General features: G+C 50.2%; 17 protein-coding genes. 1 reads left to right on the top strand and 16 read right to left on the bottom strand.

Annotation, left to right across the window (positions count from 1 at the left end; genetic code table 11):
* Position 1 precedes the first annotated feature (1 nt).
* From ACUVOF_RS13400 to yrfG, 15 genes are all read right to left on the bottom strand, one after another.
* Positions 2-1,153 carry a mandelate racemase/muconate lactonizing enzyme family protein gene (locus ACUVOF_RS13400; protein ID WP_447044849.1) on the bottom strand — a complete coding sequence of 384 codons (1,152 nt, stop codon included), beginning with the start codon at positions 1,151-1,153 and terminating at the stop codon, positions 2-4.
* On the bottom strand, positions 1,150-2,379 hold the full coding sequence (locus ACUVOF_RS13395) for an alpha-hydroxy acid oxidase (RefSeq protein ID WP_447044848.1): 1,230 nt from the start codon (positions 2,377-2,379) through the stop codon (positions 1,150-1,152). Before ACUVOF_RS13395 ends, ACUVOF_RS13400 begins: the two co-directional genes overlap by 4 nt.
* Positions 2,376-3,311 carry a dihydrodipicolinate synthase family protein gene (locus ACUVOF_RS13390; RefSeq protein WP_447044847.1) on the bottom strand — a complete coding sequence of 312 codons (936 nt, stop codon included), beginning with the start codon at positions 3,309-3,311 and terminating at the stop codon, positions 2,376-2,378. The genes ACUVOF_RS13395 and ACUVOF_RS13390 overlap by 4 nt, the downstream gene beginning before the upstream one ends.
* Before the next feature lie 48 nt (positions 3,312-3,359).
* The gene (locus ACUVOF_RS13385; RefSeq protein ID WP_447044846.1) at positions 3,360-4,061 is read right to left on the bottom strand and encodes a GntR family transcriptional regulator; all 702 of its coding nucleotides are present in this window, start codon (positions 4,059-4,061) and stop codon (positions 3,360-3,362) included.
* Positions 4,062-4,094: 33 nt separating this feature from the next.
* Complete coding sequence (locus tag ACUVOF_RS13380) at positions 4,095-4,871, bottom strand: TSUP family transporter (protein WP_447044845.1); 777 nt, start codon at positions 4,869-4,871, stop codon at positions 4,095-4,097.
* Positions 4,864-5,295 (bottom strand): PaaI family thioesterase, encoded by a 432-nt coding sequence (locus tag ACUVOF_RS13375; protein WP_447044844.1) that lies wholly within the window; start codon positions 5,293-5,295, stop codon positions 4,864-4,866. The genes ACUVOF_RS13380 and ACUVOF_RS13375 overlap by 8 nt, the downstream gene beginning before the upstream one ends.
* Positions 5,292-6,812: a tripartite tricarboxylate transporter permease gene (locus ACUVOF_RS13370; RefSeq protein WP_447044843.1), complete on the bottom strand. Its 1,521-nt coding sequence runs from the start codon at positions 6,810-6,812 to the stop codon at positions 5,292-5,294. The genes ACUVOF_RS13375 and ACUVOF_RS13370 overlap by 4 nt, the downstream gene beginning before the upstream one ends.
* A 25-nt stretch (positions 6,813-6,837) precedes the next feature.
* Entirely contained in the window at positions 6,838-7,278 is a 441-nt protein-coding gene (locus ACUVOF_RS13365) for a tripartite tricarboxylate transporter TctB family protein (protein ID WP_447044842.1), read from the bottom strand.
* 78 nt (positions 7,279-7,356) lie between these two features.
* Positions 7,357-8,340 carry a tripartite tricarboxylate transporter substrate binding protein gene (locus ACUVOF_RS13360; protein WP_447044841.1) on the bottom strand — a complete coding sequence of 328 codons (984 nt, stop codon included), beginning with the start codon at positions 8,338-8,340 and terminating at the stop codon, positions 7,357-7,359.
* Between the two features lie 93 nt (positions 8,341-8,433).
* The gene (locus ACUVOF_RS13355; protein WP_447044840.1) at positions 8,434-9,234 is read right to left on the bottom strand and encodes an enoyl-CoA hydratase; all 801 of its coding nucleotides are present in this window, start codon (positions 9,232-9,234) and stop codon (positions 8,434-8,436) included.
* Between the two features lie 14 nt (positions 9,235-9,248).
* On the bottom strand, positions 9,249-10,445 hold the full coding sequence (locus ACUVOF_RS13350; protein ID WP_447044839.1) for a CaiB/BaiF CoA transferase family protein: 1,197 nt from the start codon (positions 10,443-10,445) through the stop codon (positions 9,249-9,251).
* 206 nt (positions 10,446-10,651) lie between these two features.
* The gene (locus tag ACUVOF_RS13345) at positions 10,652-12,205 is read right to left on the bottom strand and encodes a phosphoenolpyruvate carboxykinase (RefSeq protein WP_447044838.1); all 1,554 of its coding nucleotides are present in this window, start codon (positions 12,203-12,205) and stop codon (positions 10,652-10,654) included.
* Between the two features lie 312 nt (positions 12,206-12,517).
* The gene (gene hslO, locus ACUVOF_RS13340) at positions 12,518-13,393 is read right to left on the bottom strand and encodes an Hsp33 family molecular chaperone HslO (protein WP_447044837.1); all 876 of its coding nucleotides are present in this window, start codon (positions 13,391-13,393) and stop codon (positions 12,518-12,520) included.
* A gap of 43 nt (positions 13,394-13,436) precedes the next feature.
* Positions 13,437-13,826 carry a ribosome-associated heat shock protein Hsp15 gene (gene hslR / locus ACUVOF_RS13335; protein WP_447044836.1) on the bottom strand — a complete coding sequence of 130 codons (390 nt, stop codon included), beginning with the start codon at positions 13,824-13,826 and terminating at the stop codon, positions 13,437-13,439.
* Positions 13,826-14,515 carry a GMP/IMP nucleotidase gene (gene yrfG / locus ACUVOF_RS13330; RefSeq protein WP_113268358.1) on the bottom strand — a complete coding sequence of 230 codons (690 nt, stop codon included), beginning with the start codon at positions 14,513-14,515 and terminating at the stop codon, positions 13,826-13,828. The genes hslR and yrfG overlap by 1 nt, the downstream gene beginning before the upstream one ends.
* A gap of 76 nt (positions 14,516-14,591) precedes the next feature.
* On the opposite strand from yrfG, the gene nudE reads away from it, so the two are divergent.
* Positions 14,592-15,233, top strand: coding sequence for an ADP compounds hydrolase NudE (nudE, locus tag ACUVOF_RS13325; RefSeq protein ID WP_447044835.1), 642 nt, complete (start codon positions 14,592-14,594; stop codon positions 15,231-15,233).
* Positions 15,234-15,293: 60 nt separating this feature from the next.
* Here the strand turns inward: nudE and ACUVOF_RS13320 are convergent, their stop codons facing one another.
* Positions 15,294-16,352 (bottom strand): oxidoreductase, encoded by a 1,059-nt coding sequence (locus tag ACUVOF_RS13320; RefSeq protein ID WP_447044834.1) that lies wholly within the window; start codon positions 16,350-16,352, stop codon positions 15,294-15,296.
* Positions 16,353-16,401: the final 49 nt, after the last annotated feature.

The following is a 16,401-nucleotide window of genomic DNA, read 5'->3' as shown; positions in this document are numbered from 1 at the left end:
ATCAAGCACCTGTTCGGTACCCATGGGCGTCATGACTTGCTGACAACAGTTGGCGTGGCTCATCCACTCGGGCTGCCGCCAAGGCATTATGGTTGGGCGTGAAGCCCAAACCAGGTTTTCCAGAAAGCCGCATAATTCCCTCTACTGGATCTGGTGTATCAGTAAAGAAGTGCTTACCTACTTGCCAAATGCCATAGTGAAACTCCACTGCCCCACCATTCATCACCCCACATAATAAATGCATGTTGAAGATTGGCCAGCCTCCACCATTGGACATTGGCATGTTGAATGCCTGCGCCAAATGCGCCACTTTAAGCGATTCGGTGAAACCACCATTGTAGATCACATTGGGCTGGATGATATCAACTGCACGACTGGCAATCAGGTCCCGATAGCGAAAACGATTGCCTTCCATCTGCCCTACTGCAATTGGCACTCTTACGTTAGCACGTAGATCTTGGAGAGCCTCCACATCATTGATATATAAAGGCTCTTCGAACCAAAGCAAATTACAGCATTCAACCGCCATTGCCAGGTAGCGAGCTTCCACGGGATCAAAGCGGCAATTGGCATCAATAATCAGTCCGATATCCTTACCAATCGCTTCACGAACGCACTGAACTCTGCGAGCATCATCCTGCCAAGTACGATGAGGATTACCTCCCACCACCATCTTAAGGATACGGTGCCCATCTTCAACAAAACGATTAGCTTGGGCCACCAACTGATCATCATCTAGCGATGGATAACCAAAAGTGGCATAAGTCGGCGCCCAATCTCGGTAACCGCCTAACAATTCATGAATTGATTGGTCAGTGCGCTTGCCCGCTAGGTCCCATAAGGCAATATCAATAGCTGACAACGCATTGGATATCACTCCGGTATAACCACGTGTATTTAGGTGATGCCAGATATGGCTATGGATTGCTTCACGGTGCAGCGCATTTTTACCGACGAGTGCAGGAGCCAAGTGATGTTCGATACAGCTTTTCACTGCCCAGGGCAGCATGGCGCCTGTTAAGCCAAATCCAGTTTGACCTTCAACGGTAGAGACTTCCACATAAACGAAAATACGCCGCTCTACTGACTCAACCACTCCCGGCACCTGCACATCATGATAGTGCACGGTTGCATTGATACCGGTAATAATCATGAGCTAACCCCTTCGCCAATAGACACAGTGTTGACCATAGGCTGTTTCAAGCCATTGATTATTGGCTGATAAAGGCAGGACTCGTCTAGCTGAGAAAGGCTAGTAAGCCCTAGTAGGGCCATATCCCGTTCGATTTCACATTGTAAAAGTTCCGCGACATGCTCTACACCGGCTTGACCTGCGCATGCAGCCGCGTAGTTGAAGGGACGACCCACGAAAACAAAATCGGCTCCCAGCGCCAACGCCTTGATGACATCAGTACCGCGACGAAAACCACTGTCTATCATAATTGGAATATCGTGGATGCGACGCTTGATCTCTGGCAATACCTGCAAAGGAGAAATAGTCGAATCCAACTGACGGCCGCCATGATTTGAGAGAATGATACCGTCAACGCCTGCGTGATGGGCACGTACTGCATCGTTAGGATTAAGGATGCCTTTCACAATCAAAATATCGGGCCACAGCCGACGCACGAGATCGAGATAACTCCAGTCAAAATGTCGACGACCCGAGAAGTCCCGCGCAGCTTGACGGGAGATGACTGGCGCGCCCCGCTCGGCATGGTTATTCTCGAAGTGCGGCATGCCATGTTTCCAGAGCGTGCGCAGAAAGGTATTACACAGCCAGCCTGGTCGTATCAAACCATCAAATGCCAAGCGAAGGGATGGCTCAAGAGGGGATGAAAAACCAGAACGGCGAAAATTATCGGGGTTGGGCGGCACCGGATAATCAAGCGTTACTACAAGCTTCTTGAAACCCGCCCGCTTGATTCGCTCAATTAAGGCTTCAATACCCTCCGGTGTCCCCGGTAGGTAAGCCTGGAACCAGTCAGCACCTTCTACCTTTGCGACTTCCTCCATAGGCACCAGCGATGACCCACTCATAATCATCGGTAGATTGCGCATGGCTGCTGCGCGGGCGAGCACCAAGTCGCCCTGATAAGCAGATAACGCACTGATACCCATAGGGGCGATACCAAAAGGGGCTGCATAGCGTTTACCATACAATTCCGTTTGAAGATCAATCTGCGAAACGTTAACGAACGCTTTTGGTAAAAAGCAGTATTCATCAAACGCCGTCAAGTTGGCCCGCTGTGTTCGTCCATCTTCCGCAACATGATCGATATAACCGAAAATTGGCCTTGGCAACTTGCGTCGAGCCAGTCGCTCGACATCATGCAGGTTATGGATTTTTGAAAGAGTTCTTCGGGTCAGAAAGCTCACTCCGCGGCTCCCCTTCCTGATGTTCCCATAGCGAAGTCCTCAGCGGCCAACGCTTTTTGAAGAGCGTCTTCTGCGGCATCGTTTAGGGAGACAAGCGGTGGACGGACAATGCGCCAGCCATCATATCTCGTCGCTTGTGCCTTTGCCGATTTCATAGCAGGTATCATAGAAAAGCCTTCAAACGCACTACGTATGCGATTAAGGGCTTGCTGTTGATCATCAGCATCGCTGTTCTGCCAAGTGAAACCTAGTTCGGCAATCGCCTGGGGGTTCACATTGGCGGTGGCGCTGATACAGCCTGCACCACCGACGCGTAAAGTATCTAATAGGAAACGCTCGCTACCCGCGTACACCTCGAACCCTTCTGATGAAAAGCGTTCGATCAAGGCCTGAGTGAATGCCCAATCTCCCCCACTATCTTTAATGCCAACGAACACATTTGGATAGTGGTGGCGTAGACGCTCAATTAACTCGATTGAGAGGGGCACTTGGGCAACAGGGGGGATATGATAAAGATAGATACGCAGGCGACTATCGTTGACGCGCTCTACAATTTGAGAAAAATAATTGTAGAGACCTTCGTCCGAGACGCCTTTGTAGTAGAAGGGCGGTAACATGAGCACCCCAGCACACCCTGCTTCCACAGCGGTTTGCGTGAGTGACACAGTATCCTCCAGATTACAGCTACCCGTGCCGGGCATAAGATCGAGCCCTTGAATACCAGAGTCAATCAATAGCCCGATCAAGCGCTGCTTCTCAGCTAATGGCAAAGAGTTAGCTTCTGAATTGGTGCCAAAGATGGCTAACCCAACATTGTTATCTAGCAACCACTGACAGTGCTGCACAAAGCGCTGATCGTCAGTGGAAAGATCTGACAGGAAAGGGGTCATCACGGGTGACCAAACATTTTTTTTGTCTACGTTGTTATTCATATTATCAAGCTGCCTATTCAGTTACTGAAAATCAAAAGTGTTAAATTATTATTTAATTTCCTTATCCTCTTCTAATGACTCTTTACTTAGCCATCGGACCAGACCTTTTTTCACATGATCAAATCCAGCCTTATAGGCGGCTTCCGCATTACCATTCTCTATAGCGGAAACAATCTCATCGTGTTCCCTATTCGACTGAGCCATAGCTGACTGGCTTTTAAGTGTAAATTTTCTTACCAGGTGTGAATCCTTTACTAGATCATCGTAAACATCAGCGGCTCGCTTGTGGCTAGCGACATGCAAAATATATTCATGAAACTCTAAGTTCATCTGGTAATAGTCTTGAGCACGCTCTTCTCTGATTGCCAGTTCCATATCGGACACTAGTTTACGCAGCTTAACTTTTTGCTTATCGCTTCCCCGCTCAGCTGCAAGTTGGCACACAAAACCAGTAATATAGGCTCGAACATCGCTGTTTTCGATATACTCCTCTTTGGAAACCTGCTTAACGAACACACCTCGATTAGGAATGCTGGTTAATAAACCTGCCCTTTCTAACCCTCGTCTCGCTTCGCGAACTATTCCACGGCTTACTTTCAGGTCTTCAGCAAGACGTAATTCATTAACACGATCGCCTGGTTTCAAATAACCAGTAATAATGAGTCGTTCCAACTCTTGCGCCACAATAGTCGTCAGAGATGTTAACTTCCTTTCAGATATAAGACTGGCTGAACGGCTTACAGGATCCATAGCAATATCTCTGATTACGTGAATAATTTTAAATTAGAGCAATACTAATTTTTCAAAGGCTACCCAGAGCAAACGAAGCGACAATAAGGTCAATAGCAGTTTCATAATTAAATCAAACCTACTATTTGTAAGCTTCTTTAAAAATTTCAACCCTACCCAGGTACCCACAAACCCTACAGCGATCATAGCAAACATCAGTGCCAGCCAGTCGACGAAGACAAAACCAGCAAAACCAAAAATGAACGCTTTGGTGAGATGTTGCAACGACATAATAGCGGAGTGCGTCGCTACTCTTACCATACGCTCTGGAGATATGTGCTTTAGATAGGCAGCCACAATCGACCCCGCAGCCCCCACAAAACTAGAAAGAAAAGTAGTAAGTGCCCCCATCACCATGCTACCTACCATCCCTACCGAACGAGCAGGCAACGATGGGCCCCAACACATGTAAACCATAAAACTAGCAATCAGCAGTTCCAGCATACCTTGTGGTAGTTGCACAAGTAACCATGCTGCCATTAAAGCGCCTATTAGAATACCTGGAACTGTAGCGATTAAGCGCTTATAGTCCACATCGTGCCAGATAAACATAAAGCGGCTGCTATTGGCACCTAGCTGTACCATGCCGTGTACTGGAATGACGGCAGCTGGGGGCATGATCTGCGCCATCGACATGATCAGCAGTGCACTCCCGCCAATTCCCATTGCGCTATTGATCCATGCAGTCACTAAGCTGAGAAGGATCAGCACAAGATTAGCCACTCCCGACAATGGAGATAGCATCTCCATCCATGCCATCAAGCTAGCCATTAGAGGGCATCATCCAAGTTGCCGATGCAATGGCGACAGCTTTGCCTTCTACGTTGAAAGCCTGGGATTGCATAAAGGCAAGCTGGCGTCCGCGCTTAACGAAACGCCCTTCGAAACGTAGAACCCCCTGATGTATAGGCCTAAGATATTGAACTTTCATTTCGATAGTACTTCCCCCTTTCCCTGCGACATGGTGAATGAGATGTCCCATAGAGATATCCATCGCTACTGCAATCACGCCACCATGAAGGCTGCCTTGAGGATTATAAAGGTGGGAAGCTACCGGCAAACCAACATGACAAACGTCGTCTTCATAACGAATATCAAGTTGTAACAGCTTCGCCAGGAAGAACTGACCAAACTCTGGCTGCTGAGTGGCGAGCGCATGTTCAAAAATCTCACGAGTTGCGATTTCATCAATCATGCGGACTTCTCCTTGAGTTTTTCGCGACGACGTTGAGACTTAAGGAAGACGCCTCCTAAAGTAACGGCAATAAAAAAGATCAATATGTAAAGCGATGCTTGACGCATGAAGAAGATATCGAAAGAGCCTCGGCTAATGATAAGCGTCTGACGCAGAGACTCTTCAGCCATTGGACCAAGTACCAATGCCAGAACAACGGCAGCCGGTGAAAAGCCGAAACGCTTCATAAAAAAGCCGACAACCCCAGCACCAAGCATGATAAAGGTTTCAATCATGCTGGCATTAACGCTGAAGGTACCCATCGTACAAACCACCAGTACCAGCGGAGCCAGAATGCGATAAGGAGCTTTGATGATATAGACGAAGAGAGGAATGGCGAAAATACTTAACATCAATAGAGCCATGTTACCCAGGTACATGCTACTGATCAGCCCCCAAGCAAACTCAGGGTTCTGCGCCATTAATAGTGGACCTGGACGAAGCCCCCACATTAAGAAAGCCGCAAGCAGAACGGCTGTTGAAGCAGAGCCAGGAATACCCAGGGTCAAAAGAGGCACCATGGCGCCAGAGGAGGCTGCATTATTAGCAGACTCAGGGGCAACGAGACCACGCATTTCCCCATTTCCAAACTTCTCCGGATTTTTTGAAATAGAGCGCTCAAACGAGTAGGCCATTAGTGAGGCAATGGTAGCGCCAGCGCCTGGAATAACGCCGATTACGAAGCCGAGAATCGAGTTACGCGGCATAGTGTATTTGCAGTCAGTAAAGTCTTTTCTTGTTGGCCAGAAGCGAGCTTCGCTTTTGTATTGAATGATCCCACCACTACCGCTTTTATGAGTGCCATTGTAAAAAGCGTAAAAAAGTTCGCCTATTCCAAAAAGCCCAATAGCGACAGGAATAAAGTGAACCCCGCCGATTAATTCGACCGAACCAAAAGTGAATCGTTGATGCCCTGTTTCCAAATCAACACCGACAGTACCCAACGCAAAGCCGATCAAGGCTGAAATCAAACCAAGCATCCAATTGCCGGACATCAGAGCGACCAAAGTCAACAAGCCCATGACACACAACAAAAAGAACTCAGGAGGACCAAAGCTGCGTGTCACAAGACTAAACATAGGCGCCAGCAATGTAATGAGAATGACGCCGATGGTACCGCCGACAAACGAAGCACAGGCCTGCATAACTAGTGCTGGTCCGGCCCTGCCTTGCTGAGCTAAAGGAAAGCCATCAAAAGTGGAAGCAACCGTCGTAGAGTCCCCCGGCGTATTAAGCAGAATCGCCGTTATAGTTCCACCATACATAGCACCATAATAGATAGCAGCCAGCATCATGACGGCAGAAATAGGATCCATACTAAACGTCAGTGGTAGCAAAATAGCGATACCTGCTGAGGGTCCAAAACCAGGGATAGCACCAATCATCATGCCGATTGAAGCCCCGATTAACAGGTAAAGCAGATTCATTGGCGTGATGGCAACAGAAAGTCCCATCAACAAGTTATCGAAGATTTCCATGTCCGCACTCTTATTGTTGTTGAAACTACCACCAAATGCCGTGAGGCAGTGATGCATTCAGTACTTGGCCAAACAAAACATGAATGACCAAAGGCACAGCCAAGGTAATAGCACCATTCGTCACTAGGTGTTTGGAGTTGAAGTAGAGCAACACCGCACCAACAAACAGAGGCGTAGCGACTAAATAACCCAAAAACATAAGCAGCACACCAAAAGCAACTGCTAAACAGATTAGTACAGCGGCATCCTGAATTTGCACACCTTGTTCAGTATCAAGCAACTTGCCAAGCTTGGCTTCCTTGATGATCACGACGATCAGTGACAAAACTAGCAAGCAACCAATGAACCGTGGAAAGAACCCTGGCCCCATACGGCCGCGGTTGGTAAAGAATGTCAGATCAAAAAAAGCCATGTAGGTATAGCCGATGGCCACTAGAAGCAGAAAAATGTAAAAAAATAACCTCATGACCCTTCTCCTATAAGTGAGCATTGGGCCGGTTGATGCAACAACCGGCCAGTTTCTTCACTTGTGGCGGTAACTAAACTAGATAGCACCGGTCTCAGTTAGAATGGTTCTGAAGTTTTTGATAGATGTCTCAAGAAAATCGGTAAAATCATCCCCTAGCAGTAAGTTCTCAGTAAGAAAGTTTGCCTTTACATACTCTCGCCACTCGGGTGTCTCTACAACTTCTTGAATAGTATCCATCCACCATTGACGCGCTTCATCAGAGACACCGGGAGGTAAGATTAACCCTCGTGGCATAGGCACAGCAGCATCTGCTACCCCTAGCTCTTCGAAGCTAGGCACACCTTCCAAGGATTCCGGCACTTGGTCTGCGCTAAAGGCTAAAGCGCGGAAATCTCCAGCTTCAATTAATCCGATTATAGAACCAGGAGTTGCCACCATCGCATCAATGGAGTTTGAAAGTAGTGCGGTAGTAAGCTCTCCCTGCTGGTTGAATGGTATATAATCGTACTCATAGTCAGCTTCTTCTGATAGCAGCTGTGCCACAATGAAGTCATTATTCACTGAACCGATACCACCGACGGCAAGAGGTGAACTCTGCGCAGATTCAACAAACTCTTCAAAGGATGTGATATCGCTTTCGGAATTAACGACCAAGACCTGATCATCAGCTGCCATTAACGCTACATGGGTAAAATCCAAAGTATCCCAAGGCGTATCTGCTTGCAGTGGCGTAGCAATAAAACTGCCGCTGGTTGTGGAAATGTGATGAGGATTTCCCTCCTGACCATAAAGATAGCCCCAGCCAACAGCACCACTTCCTCCCGGCCGATTGGTAGTTACTATGTCGCCTTCATAGAGATCGTATTTTTCTAAAATATCAACCAAGGTTCGTGATAAAACATCATTTCCACCTCCAGGGCCAAAGGCAATGGTTACGTTAAGCTGCTGAGTTGAATCATACTCCTCAGCCACAGCTGTACCAGAGGTAAAAAGAAAGCCCCCTGCAGTTAGCAAGGTAGCGGCAACCATACAATTATTTGTTATTTTTCTAGTCATCATTTTATTTCTCCTGCTTGTTGTTGGAGTTGTTAATAACCGATGTGTTTATAGTTTTTTTATTGTCAATAAAACACTAAGAAAAAATTAAATCCTTCACTTACCTTGAAAAACTGGCTTTCTTTTTTCTTTAAAAGCCTGCTGCCCTTCCTTGTAATCAGCACTTTCAAAACAAGCGACCACCATTTCATTCACTTCTTCTGGCGTGGGCGCATCATCTTCGTTTAATACGCAGCGCACACCGTTCTTTACTGCTTTCATAGTAAGGGGAGCATGCTGAGAAATGTCGTTTATACGTGTTTCGACGGCGTGCTCGAACTGATCATCGGGGATGGACTGGTTGACTAGGCCGATCCTGGCTGCCTCGCTACCGTTCAGCGTGCGAGCTGTGAGAAAAAGCTCATAAGTTCGTGACGCACCAACCACATCGACAAATCGTTTGATGCCATCCAGGGCATAACCGACACCAAGCTTGCCTGCCGGCATTCTGAATTTGGCGGATTCGCTGCAGTAACGCAGATCGCAAGAGAGCGACAAACCCATCCCTCCTCCCATACAGATACCCTGAATCACAGCAATGGTTGGTTTCTGGCTACTGCGTAGAGCCGATTGCGCTGAATGGACACTATCAGCGTAGGCCTTGGCTTGTTCACGGTTGTTACGCTTTTCCTTGAACTCGCTAATATCGGCACCTGACATAAAGGCCTTGGCGCCCTGACCACTTAAAACAATCATTCGCACGTCATCATTGCTTTGGGCCTCTTTGACGCTTCGCCCTAACTCTTGCCACATTTCCATGGACATAGCATTGTAACGACGTGGATTACAAATCATGATTCGTAAAATATTGCCATCCAATTCGCTTTTGATATAACCCGCTTGTTCTTCCTGCTGCATAAAATCATCCTCATTCAAACGGCGCCAATTTCTTTAAGACGCACGATATCGGTTTCGCTGTAATTAAGCTCGGCTAGAATTTCATCAGTATGCTCTCCCCATTTTGGGGCGATTTTGACAACGTTAGCTGCTGTACGAGATAGGTTAACGGGCTGAGTAATAAAGTGTTTGGTACCCACTTCACTGTCCTCTACGGCCTTGGCAACGTTAAGGTATTGAATTTGAGGATCTTCAAACATTTGAGGCACTGTATAGACAGGCCCGGAGGGAATCCCCGCTGAATTTAGCAGGTTGACCCAATGCTCAACATTCTGCTGAGAGAAAATTTCTTGAATCAGTTCGTTCAATTCCTGGCGGTATTTGCGTCTCACCATAATCGTCTCGAACCGAGGATCTTTCAGCCACTCCATTTTGTTTATTGCTTCGCAAAACTTTATCCACTGCCCATCACCAGAAACACCGATATTGAAAGGACCATCGTTGCCATAAAAGAGCCCCATGGGGCAACTGGTGGGGTGATCATTGCCCGCTTGGACAGGCTCATCCCCTTCATTGAGGTAACGTGCAGCCTGGAAGTCGAGCATGGCAATTTGTGCATGTAGTAGCGAGGTATGCACCCATTGACCTTCGCCCGACTCTTCCCGCTCAAGTAGCGCGGTAAGAATCCCTATGGCGGTATAGAGACCTGCGCTTGAATCCGCCACCGCTATTCCAGCTCGTACAGGCCCTTGCCCAGGCAACCCAGTGATCGACATCATGCCGCCCATACCCTGCACTATCTGGTCGAAACCAGGGCGCTTAGCATAAGGCCCATCCTGACCGAACCCCGAAATGCTAGCTAAAATAATGCGTGGATTGATCTTTTTTAAAGACTCATAGTCGACCCCTAGTCGGGACTTCACATCGGGACGCCAGTTTTCAACTATTACATCAGCCTCTTTAACCAACTGATAAAGCACCTCCTTTGCTTCAGGCTTCTTGAGGTTTAACGTGAGAGATCGTTTGTTGCGATTGAGGTTCTGAAAATCACCACCTAAACGTACATCTGCAAACATATTTGCATTTGGATCCACCCCCACGGGGGGCTCGATACGGATTACATCAGCCCCAAAATCGGCCAGCATACGGACGCAGGTAGGCCCCGCCCTCACCCGCGATAGGTCAAGTACGCGAAAGCGCTTGAGTGCAGTTGAAGCTTGGATTTTGCTCATAAGGTTGATACCTTCTTTGTGTTTATTGTTAACAGTTTACTATAAACTATAAACAACAAAGAGAAGCGTCAACCCATAAATGCTAATACAACCTTATCCTTTGGTATTAAAAAGCGCTTTATGCACTTCACTGGAAGCCCACACGCATAAAAAAAGCTCTGGCGTATCCGCCAGAGCTTTTAATCAATGAAATTAAATAGTTACATCTAGGTTAACTGCGGTCCCGCCTGAATGATCGCTTCGTTGACACCTTCGAACTTCTTGAAGTTATCGACGAATTTGGTCGCCAGCTCTTTGAGGTGACGATCGTAAGCCTCACGGTCTTGCCACGTATCACGGGGATCAAGCAGGCTAGAATCAACACCTGGCACGGAGACGGGCACTTGCAGATTGAGCCCATCAATGTGCTTAGTGTCGATATCCCGCAGTACACCCGACTGAATGGCGCTGATAATGGCGCGCGTGGTCGGGATTGAGAAGCGTGAGCCGCCTTCACCGTAAGCACCGCCTGTCCAGCCGGTGTTGACCAGATACACCTGAGCGTCTTTCTTCTCGACCCGCTTGATCAGCAGGTCAGCGTACTCGCGCGCAGGACGCGGGAAGAACGGTGCGCCAAAGCAGGTGGAGAATGTGGCAGCCAGACCTTCAGAGGAGCCCATTTCGGTTGAGCCCACTTTGGCGGTGTAGCCTGATAGGAAATGATACGCCGCGGCTTCTTTAGAGAGCACGGATACCGGGGGAAGCACGCCGGACATATCGCAGGTCAGGAACACGATGGCATTTGGCTCGCCTGCGAGGTTTTCCGGTACCCGCTTCTCAACGTGCTCCAGCGGGTATGCGGCGCGGGAGTTCTGGGTCAGGCTGTCGTCGGCGTAGTCAGGCTCACGACGGTCATCCAGCACCACGTTTTCTAGCACGGTGCCAAATTTGATGGCGTTCCAGATTACCGGCTCGTTCTTCTCGGAAAGATCGATGCACTTGGCGTAGCAGCCACCTTCCATATTGAAGACAATGCCGTCGCCCCAAGCGTGCTCATCATCACCGATCAGGAAACGCGCCTGGTCAGCCGAGAGTGTGGTTTTACCGGTGCCGGAAAGGCCGAAAAACAGGCAGGTTTCGCCATCTTCACCTACGTTAGCCGAACAGTGCATCGGCAGCACGTCCGCAGCCGGCAGCAGGAAATTTTGCACCGAGAACATGGCTTTTTTCATTTCACCGGCATAGCGCATGCCGGCGATCAGCACTTTTTTCTCGGCGAAGTTGATGATCACACAGCCATCAGAGTTGGTGCCGTCGCGGGAAGGATCACACTCAAAGCCTGCGGCATTAAGGATGGTCCACTCGTCTTTAGCCGCTGGATTGTAGGCTTGGGGGCGAACAAACATGGTGCGGCCAAACAGGTTTTGCCATGCCGTTTCAGTGGTGACGCGAACCGGTAAGTAGTGGGTTGAATCACTGCCTACGTGCAATTCGGCAACAAAATTTTCCTGGCTGTTCAGATAGTCATCGACACGGCCCCATAAGGCGCTGAACTTGTCCACATCGAAGGGGCGGTTGACGCTTCCCCAATCAATTTGGCTACGCGTAGAGGGTTCATCAACGATAAAGCGGTCTTTCGGTGAACGGCCGGTACGCAGGCCGGTATTTACTACCAGGGCGCCGTTAGCCGAGAGGCGGCCTTCGCCACGTGCCACGGCGCGCTCGATGAGTTCGGCGCTGCTGAGATTGACGTGGGCTTGGGGAGCTTGAGTCGTGGTCATGTCGATTCCTGGGCCTTAAGGCCATTTCACTCGTGTTACCGGGCGTCACCGACGCCTTAGAGTTCTTCCCAACCACGGCAAATCCGGCTGGGCGCGCTAAAGTCCGGCGCATTATGGCAAAAAGAAAGCCCCCAGGAAACGGGGGCGAAGATCAAATATCTTGTAGTTAAACTACTACAAAAGCACTATATTTTGTGTTGCGATGCAGTAAAAATTCAAACAGCCGTTTGCAACAAACGTCGAATTCATTGAATCCACTGGCCCGCCTAGCGACACTTAAAAATGCTCTACGACCCACCCTCGACTACATACTTAGTGAATCGTGGGCGAAGGCGCCTCAGGGTCGTCCAACAAAATTTCAATATCCGCCGCTGTGTAGTGATATTTCGTGTGGCAAAAGTGGCACTGGGTGTCGATTGCGCCTTGTTCATGCAGAATATCGCGCAACTCTTCCTTACCTAGCGAGTGAAGTGCATAGCTCATTCGCTCGCGGGAGCAGGTGCAGCCAAAGCGCAGTGCTTTAGGGTCAAAAACGCGCACCGTTTCCTCATGGTAGAGGCGGTAAAGCACTTCACGCTGCTCAAGCCCAAGTAGCTCTTCTGTTTTAATCGTGTCGGCTAATTGCACGCTGCGGTCCCAAGCATCGACATCCTGGTTTTGTGACTCTTCTGGCAGGCGCTGCAGTAGCAATCCTCCTGCGCGCTTCTCATCGGCCGCTAACCATAAGCGGGTCGGCAACTGCTCGGATTGGCTAAAGTAGGCTTCCAAACAGCCACCGAGCGTCGCTTGATCCAGCGCGACAATTCCTTGATAGCGGTGCCCTTCACGCGGGTCGAGGGTAATGACAATCTGGCCTTCGCCAACCAGCTCGCGGAAAGTGGCGTGCTCGCTAGGCAGCGCGGCGTCTTCCGCGATGCGTGCAATCGCTCGCAGTTCGCCACCGGGATTGGATTCGGCCATAAGCAGCGACAGTACACCGGTGCCGCGGACTTCAATGCTCAGTGTGCCATCCAGCTTAACGGTATCGGTAAGCAATGCGACGGCAGCTAACAGTTCGCCCAATAGTTCATTAACAGCCGGTGGGTAGGCGTGGCGGTCCAACACTTCATGGTAGGCGGCCGCCAAGGTAACGATCTCGCCACGGACATTGGTGTGATCGAACATAAATCGTTGAATTTGATCAGACATAATTGGCTACCTAATATTTAACTGGGCTATTTGACGTAAGGGGCTACTCCCCTTGGTTGCGCTGAAAACGCTGTATATCGCGGCGCTGCTTTTTGTCGGGGCGTTTAAGCGGGTGCTGCATCGCTTCGTTCGTGAGCCGCCTTGCTTCGGCTTCTTTGGCCCGGCGCTGTGCACTCTCTTCGGTTTCTGCATAAAGTGTGCGCGCTTCTGGCGCGCCGCGCCGTTGATCGGAAAGCGCGATCACTTCCACTTCATAAATATCCCAGCCCTGAGGCACACGGATAAGCGCGCCCAGCTCGACGTTTTTGCTGGTTTTAACCCGCGCCCCGTCGTAGTGCACTTTGCCGCCTTCGATGGCTTTTTTAGCCAGCGCGCGGGTCTTAAAGAAACGCGCGGCCCAGAGCCATTTATCCAAGCGTACGCTCTCGCTCATTAATGCTCTCCTTGCGTTTCTGACAGCTGTTCCGGCAGTTGTTCGGGAAACAGATGAGCGAACCGGTCAAGGGCTATAAATTCCTGTAGCTCTTTTTCAGGCCGCTGGCTGTCAGGTTGTTTAATGCCCAGCAAATGCTTGATGCCAAACTCACGAGCGCTCTCCAATACGCGGACGTTGTCATCAATAAACAGCGTGCGTGCAGGATCAAAAGCCTCGATCTCCTGAAGGGCAAACCAGAATGCCTGCTCCTCTTTGGCGGCCCCCACATCCTCGGAAGAGATGATGGCGTCTAAGTAGCTTTCCAGACCCGTTAGAGGCAATTTCAATGCGAGACTTGCGCGATCAGCGTTGGTGGCCAGCACCACCCTTGGGTGCGCTAGTTTAAGCCATTTGAGGAAATCCAGCGCGTCACTACGCAGCCCAATCAAGTGCTGAACTTCGCGCTTAAGAGCGACAATATCGACGCCCAGTTCACGACTCCAGTACGCCAGGCTGTACCAGTTTAACGTGCCCTGCTCGCCGATAATGCGTGCGCGCAGTGCTTCCTGGGAGGCTTCATCCAACTGGTGCAGTTCGCGGTAGCGTCGCGGTAAGTGCTCCAGCCAGAAATGGCTGTCAAAGTGTAAATCCAGCAGCGTGCCATCCATATCGAGTAGGACGGTGTCTATCTCGCGCCAATCAATCATTGCCGCTCCAGTCGCATAAGGAGTAAGCGTGCTATTGTAGCTTAACCGCCTTTTTCCAGCCATGGAGGCTCTCTTTATGTCGACGTTTCCCCCGACGCACCCCACTACTAATCCCCCCGAGGATACTAGCGTTAAGCGCTCGGGCTACCAGCGCAAGCCACAAATTTTGGCGCGTAAAAGCGTGGCCCAAAGCCGTTTATTCCAGATTGAGTCACTTGATTTACGCTTTTCCAACGGCGAAGAGCGTCAGTTTGAACGCTTAACCGGCGCTGACCGTGGCGCGGTGATGATGGTGGCCATGCCAGACCCCGACCATGTGCTATTGATTCGCGAGTATGCTGCTGGGTTTGAGGATTATGTACTCACCCTGCCCAAGGGGCTGGTTGACCCCGGCGAAGATATCATCACCGCCGCTAATCGTGAGTTGATGGAGGAGTGTGGGGTTGGCGCGCGTCGTATTGAACCGCTGGTCGAGCTTTCACTGGCACCCAACTATATGCGCCACCGTATGCAGGTGCTTCTCGCCACCGACCTTTATCCCAAGCGTCTACCAGGTGATGAGCCTGAGCCGTTGATTGTCGAAACCCACGCAATCGAAGAGCTTCCCGCCCTTTTGTTGCGCGAGGATTTTCATGAGGCGCGGGCCATCGCCGCGCTTTTTATCGCGCGTGACAGACTGCGCGAAGAGAAGCGCAACAGCGCGACGGATCTGCTTTGATACATAGGGGACGGGGCTAGAGAGGGGACGGGGGCCATAGCCCCATCCCCTTTGCGGCCACTAGAGATGATTTTTCAACGATATCCAGCGCCGTTGTCGGTGACTATCCAACCCTGCTTCGAGCAAGACCATTGAGCGCAGGGCATCGTCTACAGTAACTGGCAGCGGCGCTTTATCGCGGATAGCAGCAGCGATGCCTTGGTAATAAGCAAGGTAGTCGCCCGGCAGCGTTGGCAATTCACGGCGCGCTAGCGGCGCGTTTTCACCCTCCCCTTCGCGCAGCGTTAAGATGCCGTGCTGGTTATCTTCGCCCCATTGGGGCGTGGGTACTTCGCCTGCTTTCAGGCGGTCTTCCTGAGGATCCAAACCGTATTTAACGAAGCTGCCCTGGGTTCCATGAATTCGAAAGCGTGGGGTTGGATCGGCTACCAGCGTGCCTGCCGACAGGGTAACGCGGAAGCCTTCATAATCCAGCAGTGCCAGGAAGTCATCATCGGCCTTGGCACCATCGCGTAATGCATCCAGTTCCAGCAAGATTGCCTGGGGCATGCCAAACAACTCGCAGGCTTGGTCTAGCAGGTGCGGCCCCAAGTCGTACCAAATCCCACCACCAGGGGTCGCCTTCTCGCGCCAACGGTCGCGGACTTCGGGGCGAAAGCGGTCAAAGTGAGACTCAACGTTAACGACACGCCCTAGCGTACCCGCGTCTAGCAATGCCTTGATGGTCAGAAAGTCACTGTCCCAACGGCGGTTGTGAAATACCGACAATAAACTCTCTTTTTCGTCCGCCAGCTTTTTGAGCAATCTTCCTTCGGAAAGAGTGACCGTGAACGGTTTATCCACCACCACGTGCTTGCCCGCAGAAAGTGCTGCCTTGGCGAGAGGAAAATGCGTGTCATTCGGTGTCGGGATAACGATCAGATCAATATCGTTGCGTTTGCAAAGCGCTAGTGCCTGAGCCTCCACATCTACATGAGGCAGAGATGCCTGAACTTTAGCGGCATCACTTGATGAAACCGCCACCAAATCCAAGCCTTCCGTAGCCTGAATCAGTGGGGCGTGGAACGTCTGGCTAGCGAACCCATAGCCGACCAATCCAACGTTAATAATTGCCTTCATTGCCTTCCTTCAGTTTGTTGCTGCGGCTGATTGCTAAGCTTAGTTGCTG

The organism is Vreelandella sp. H-I2 (genome assembly GCF_052959335.1).
This window is presented reverse-complemented; position numbering and strand designations above follow the sequence as displayed.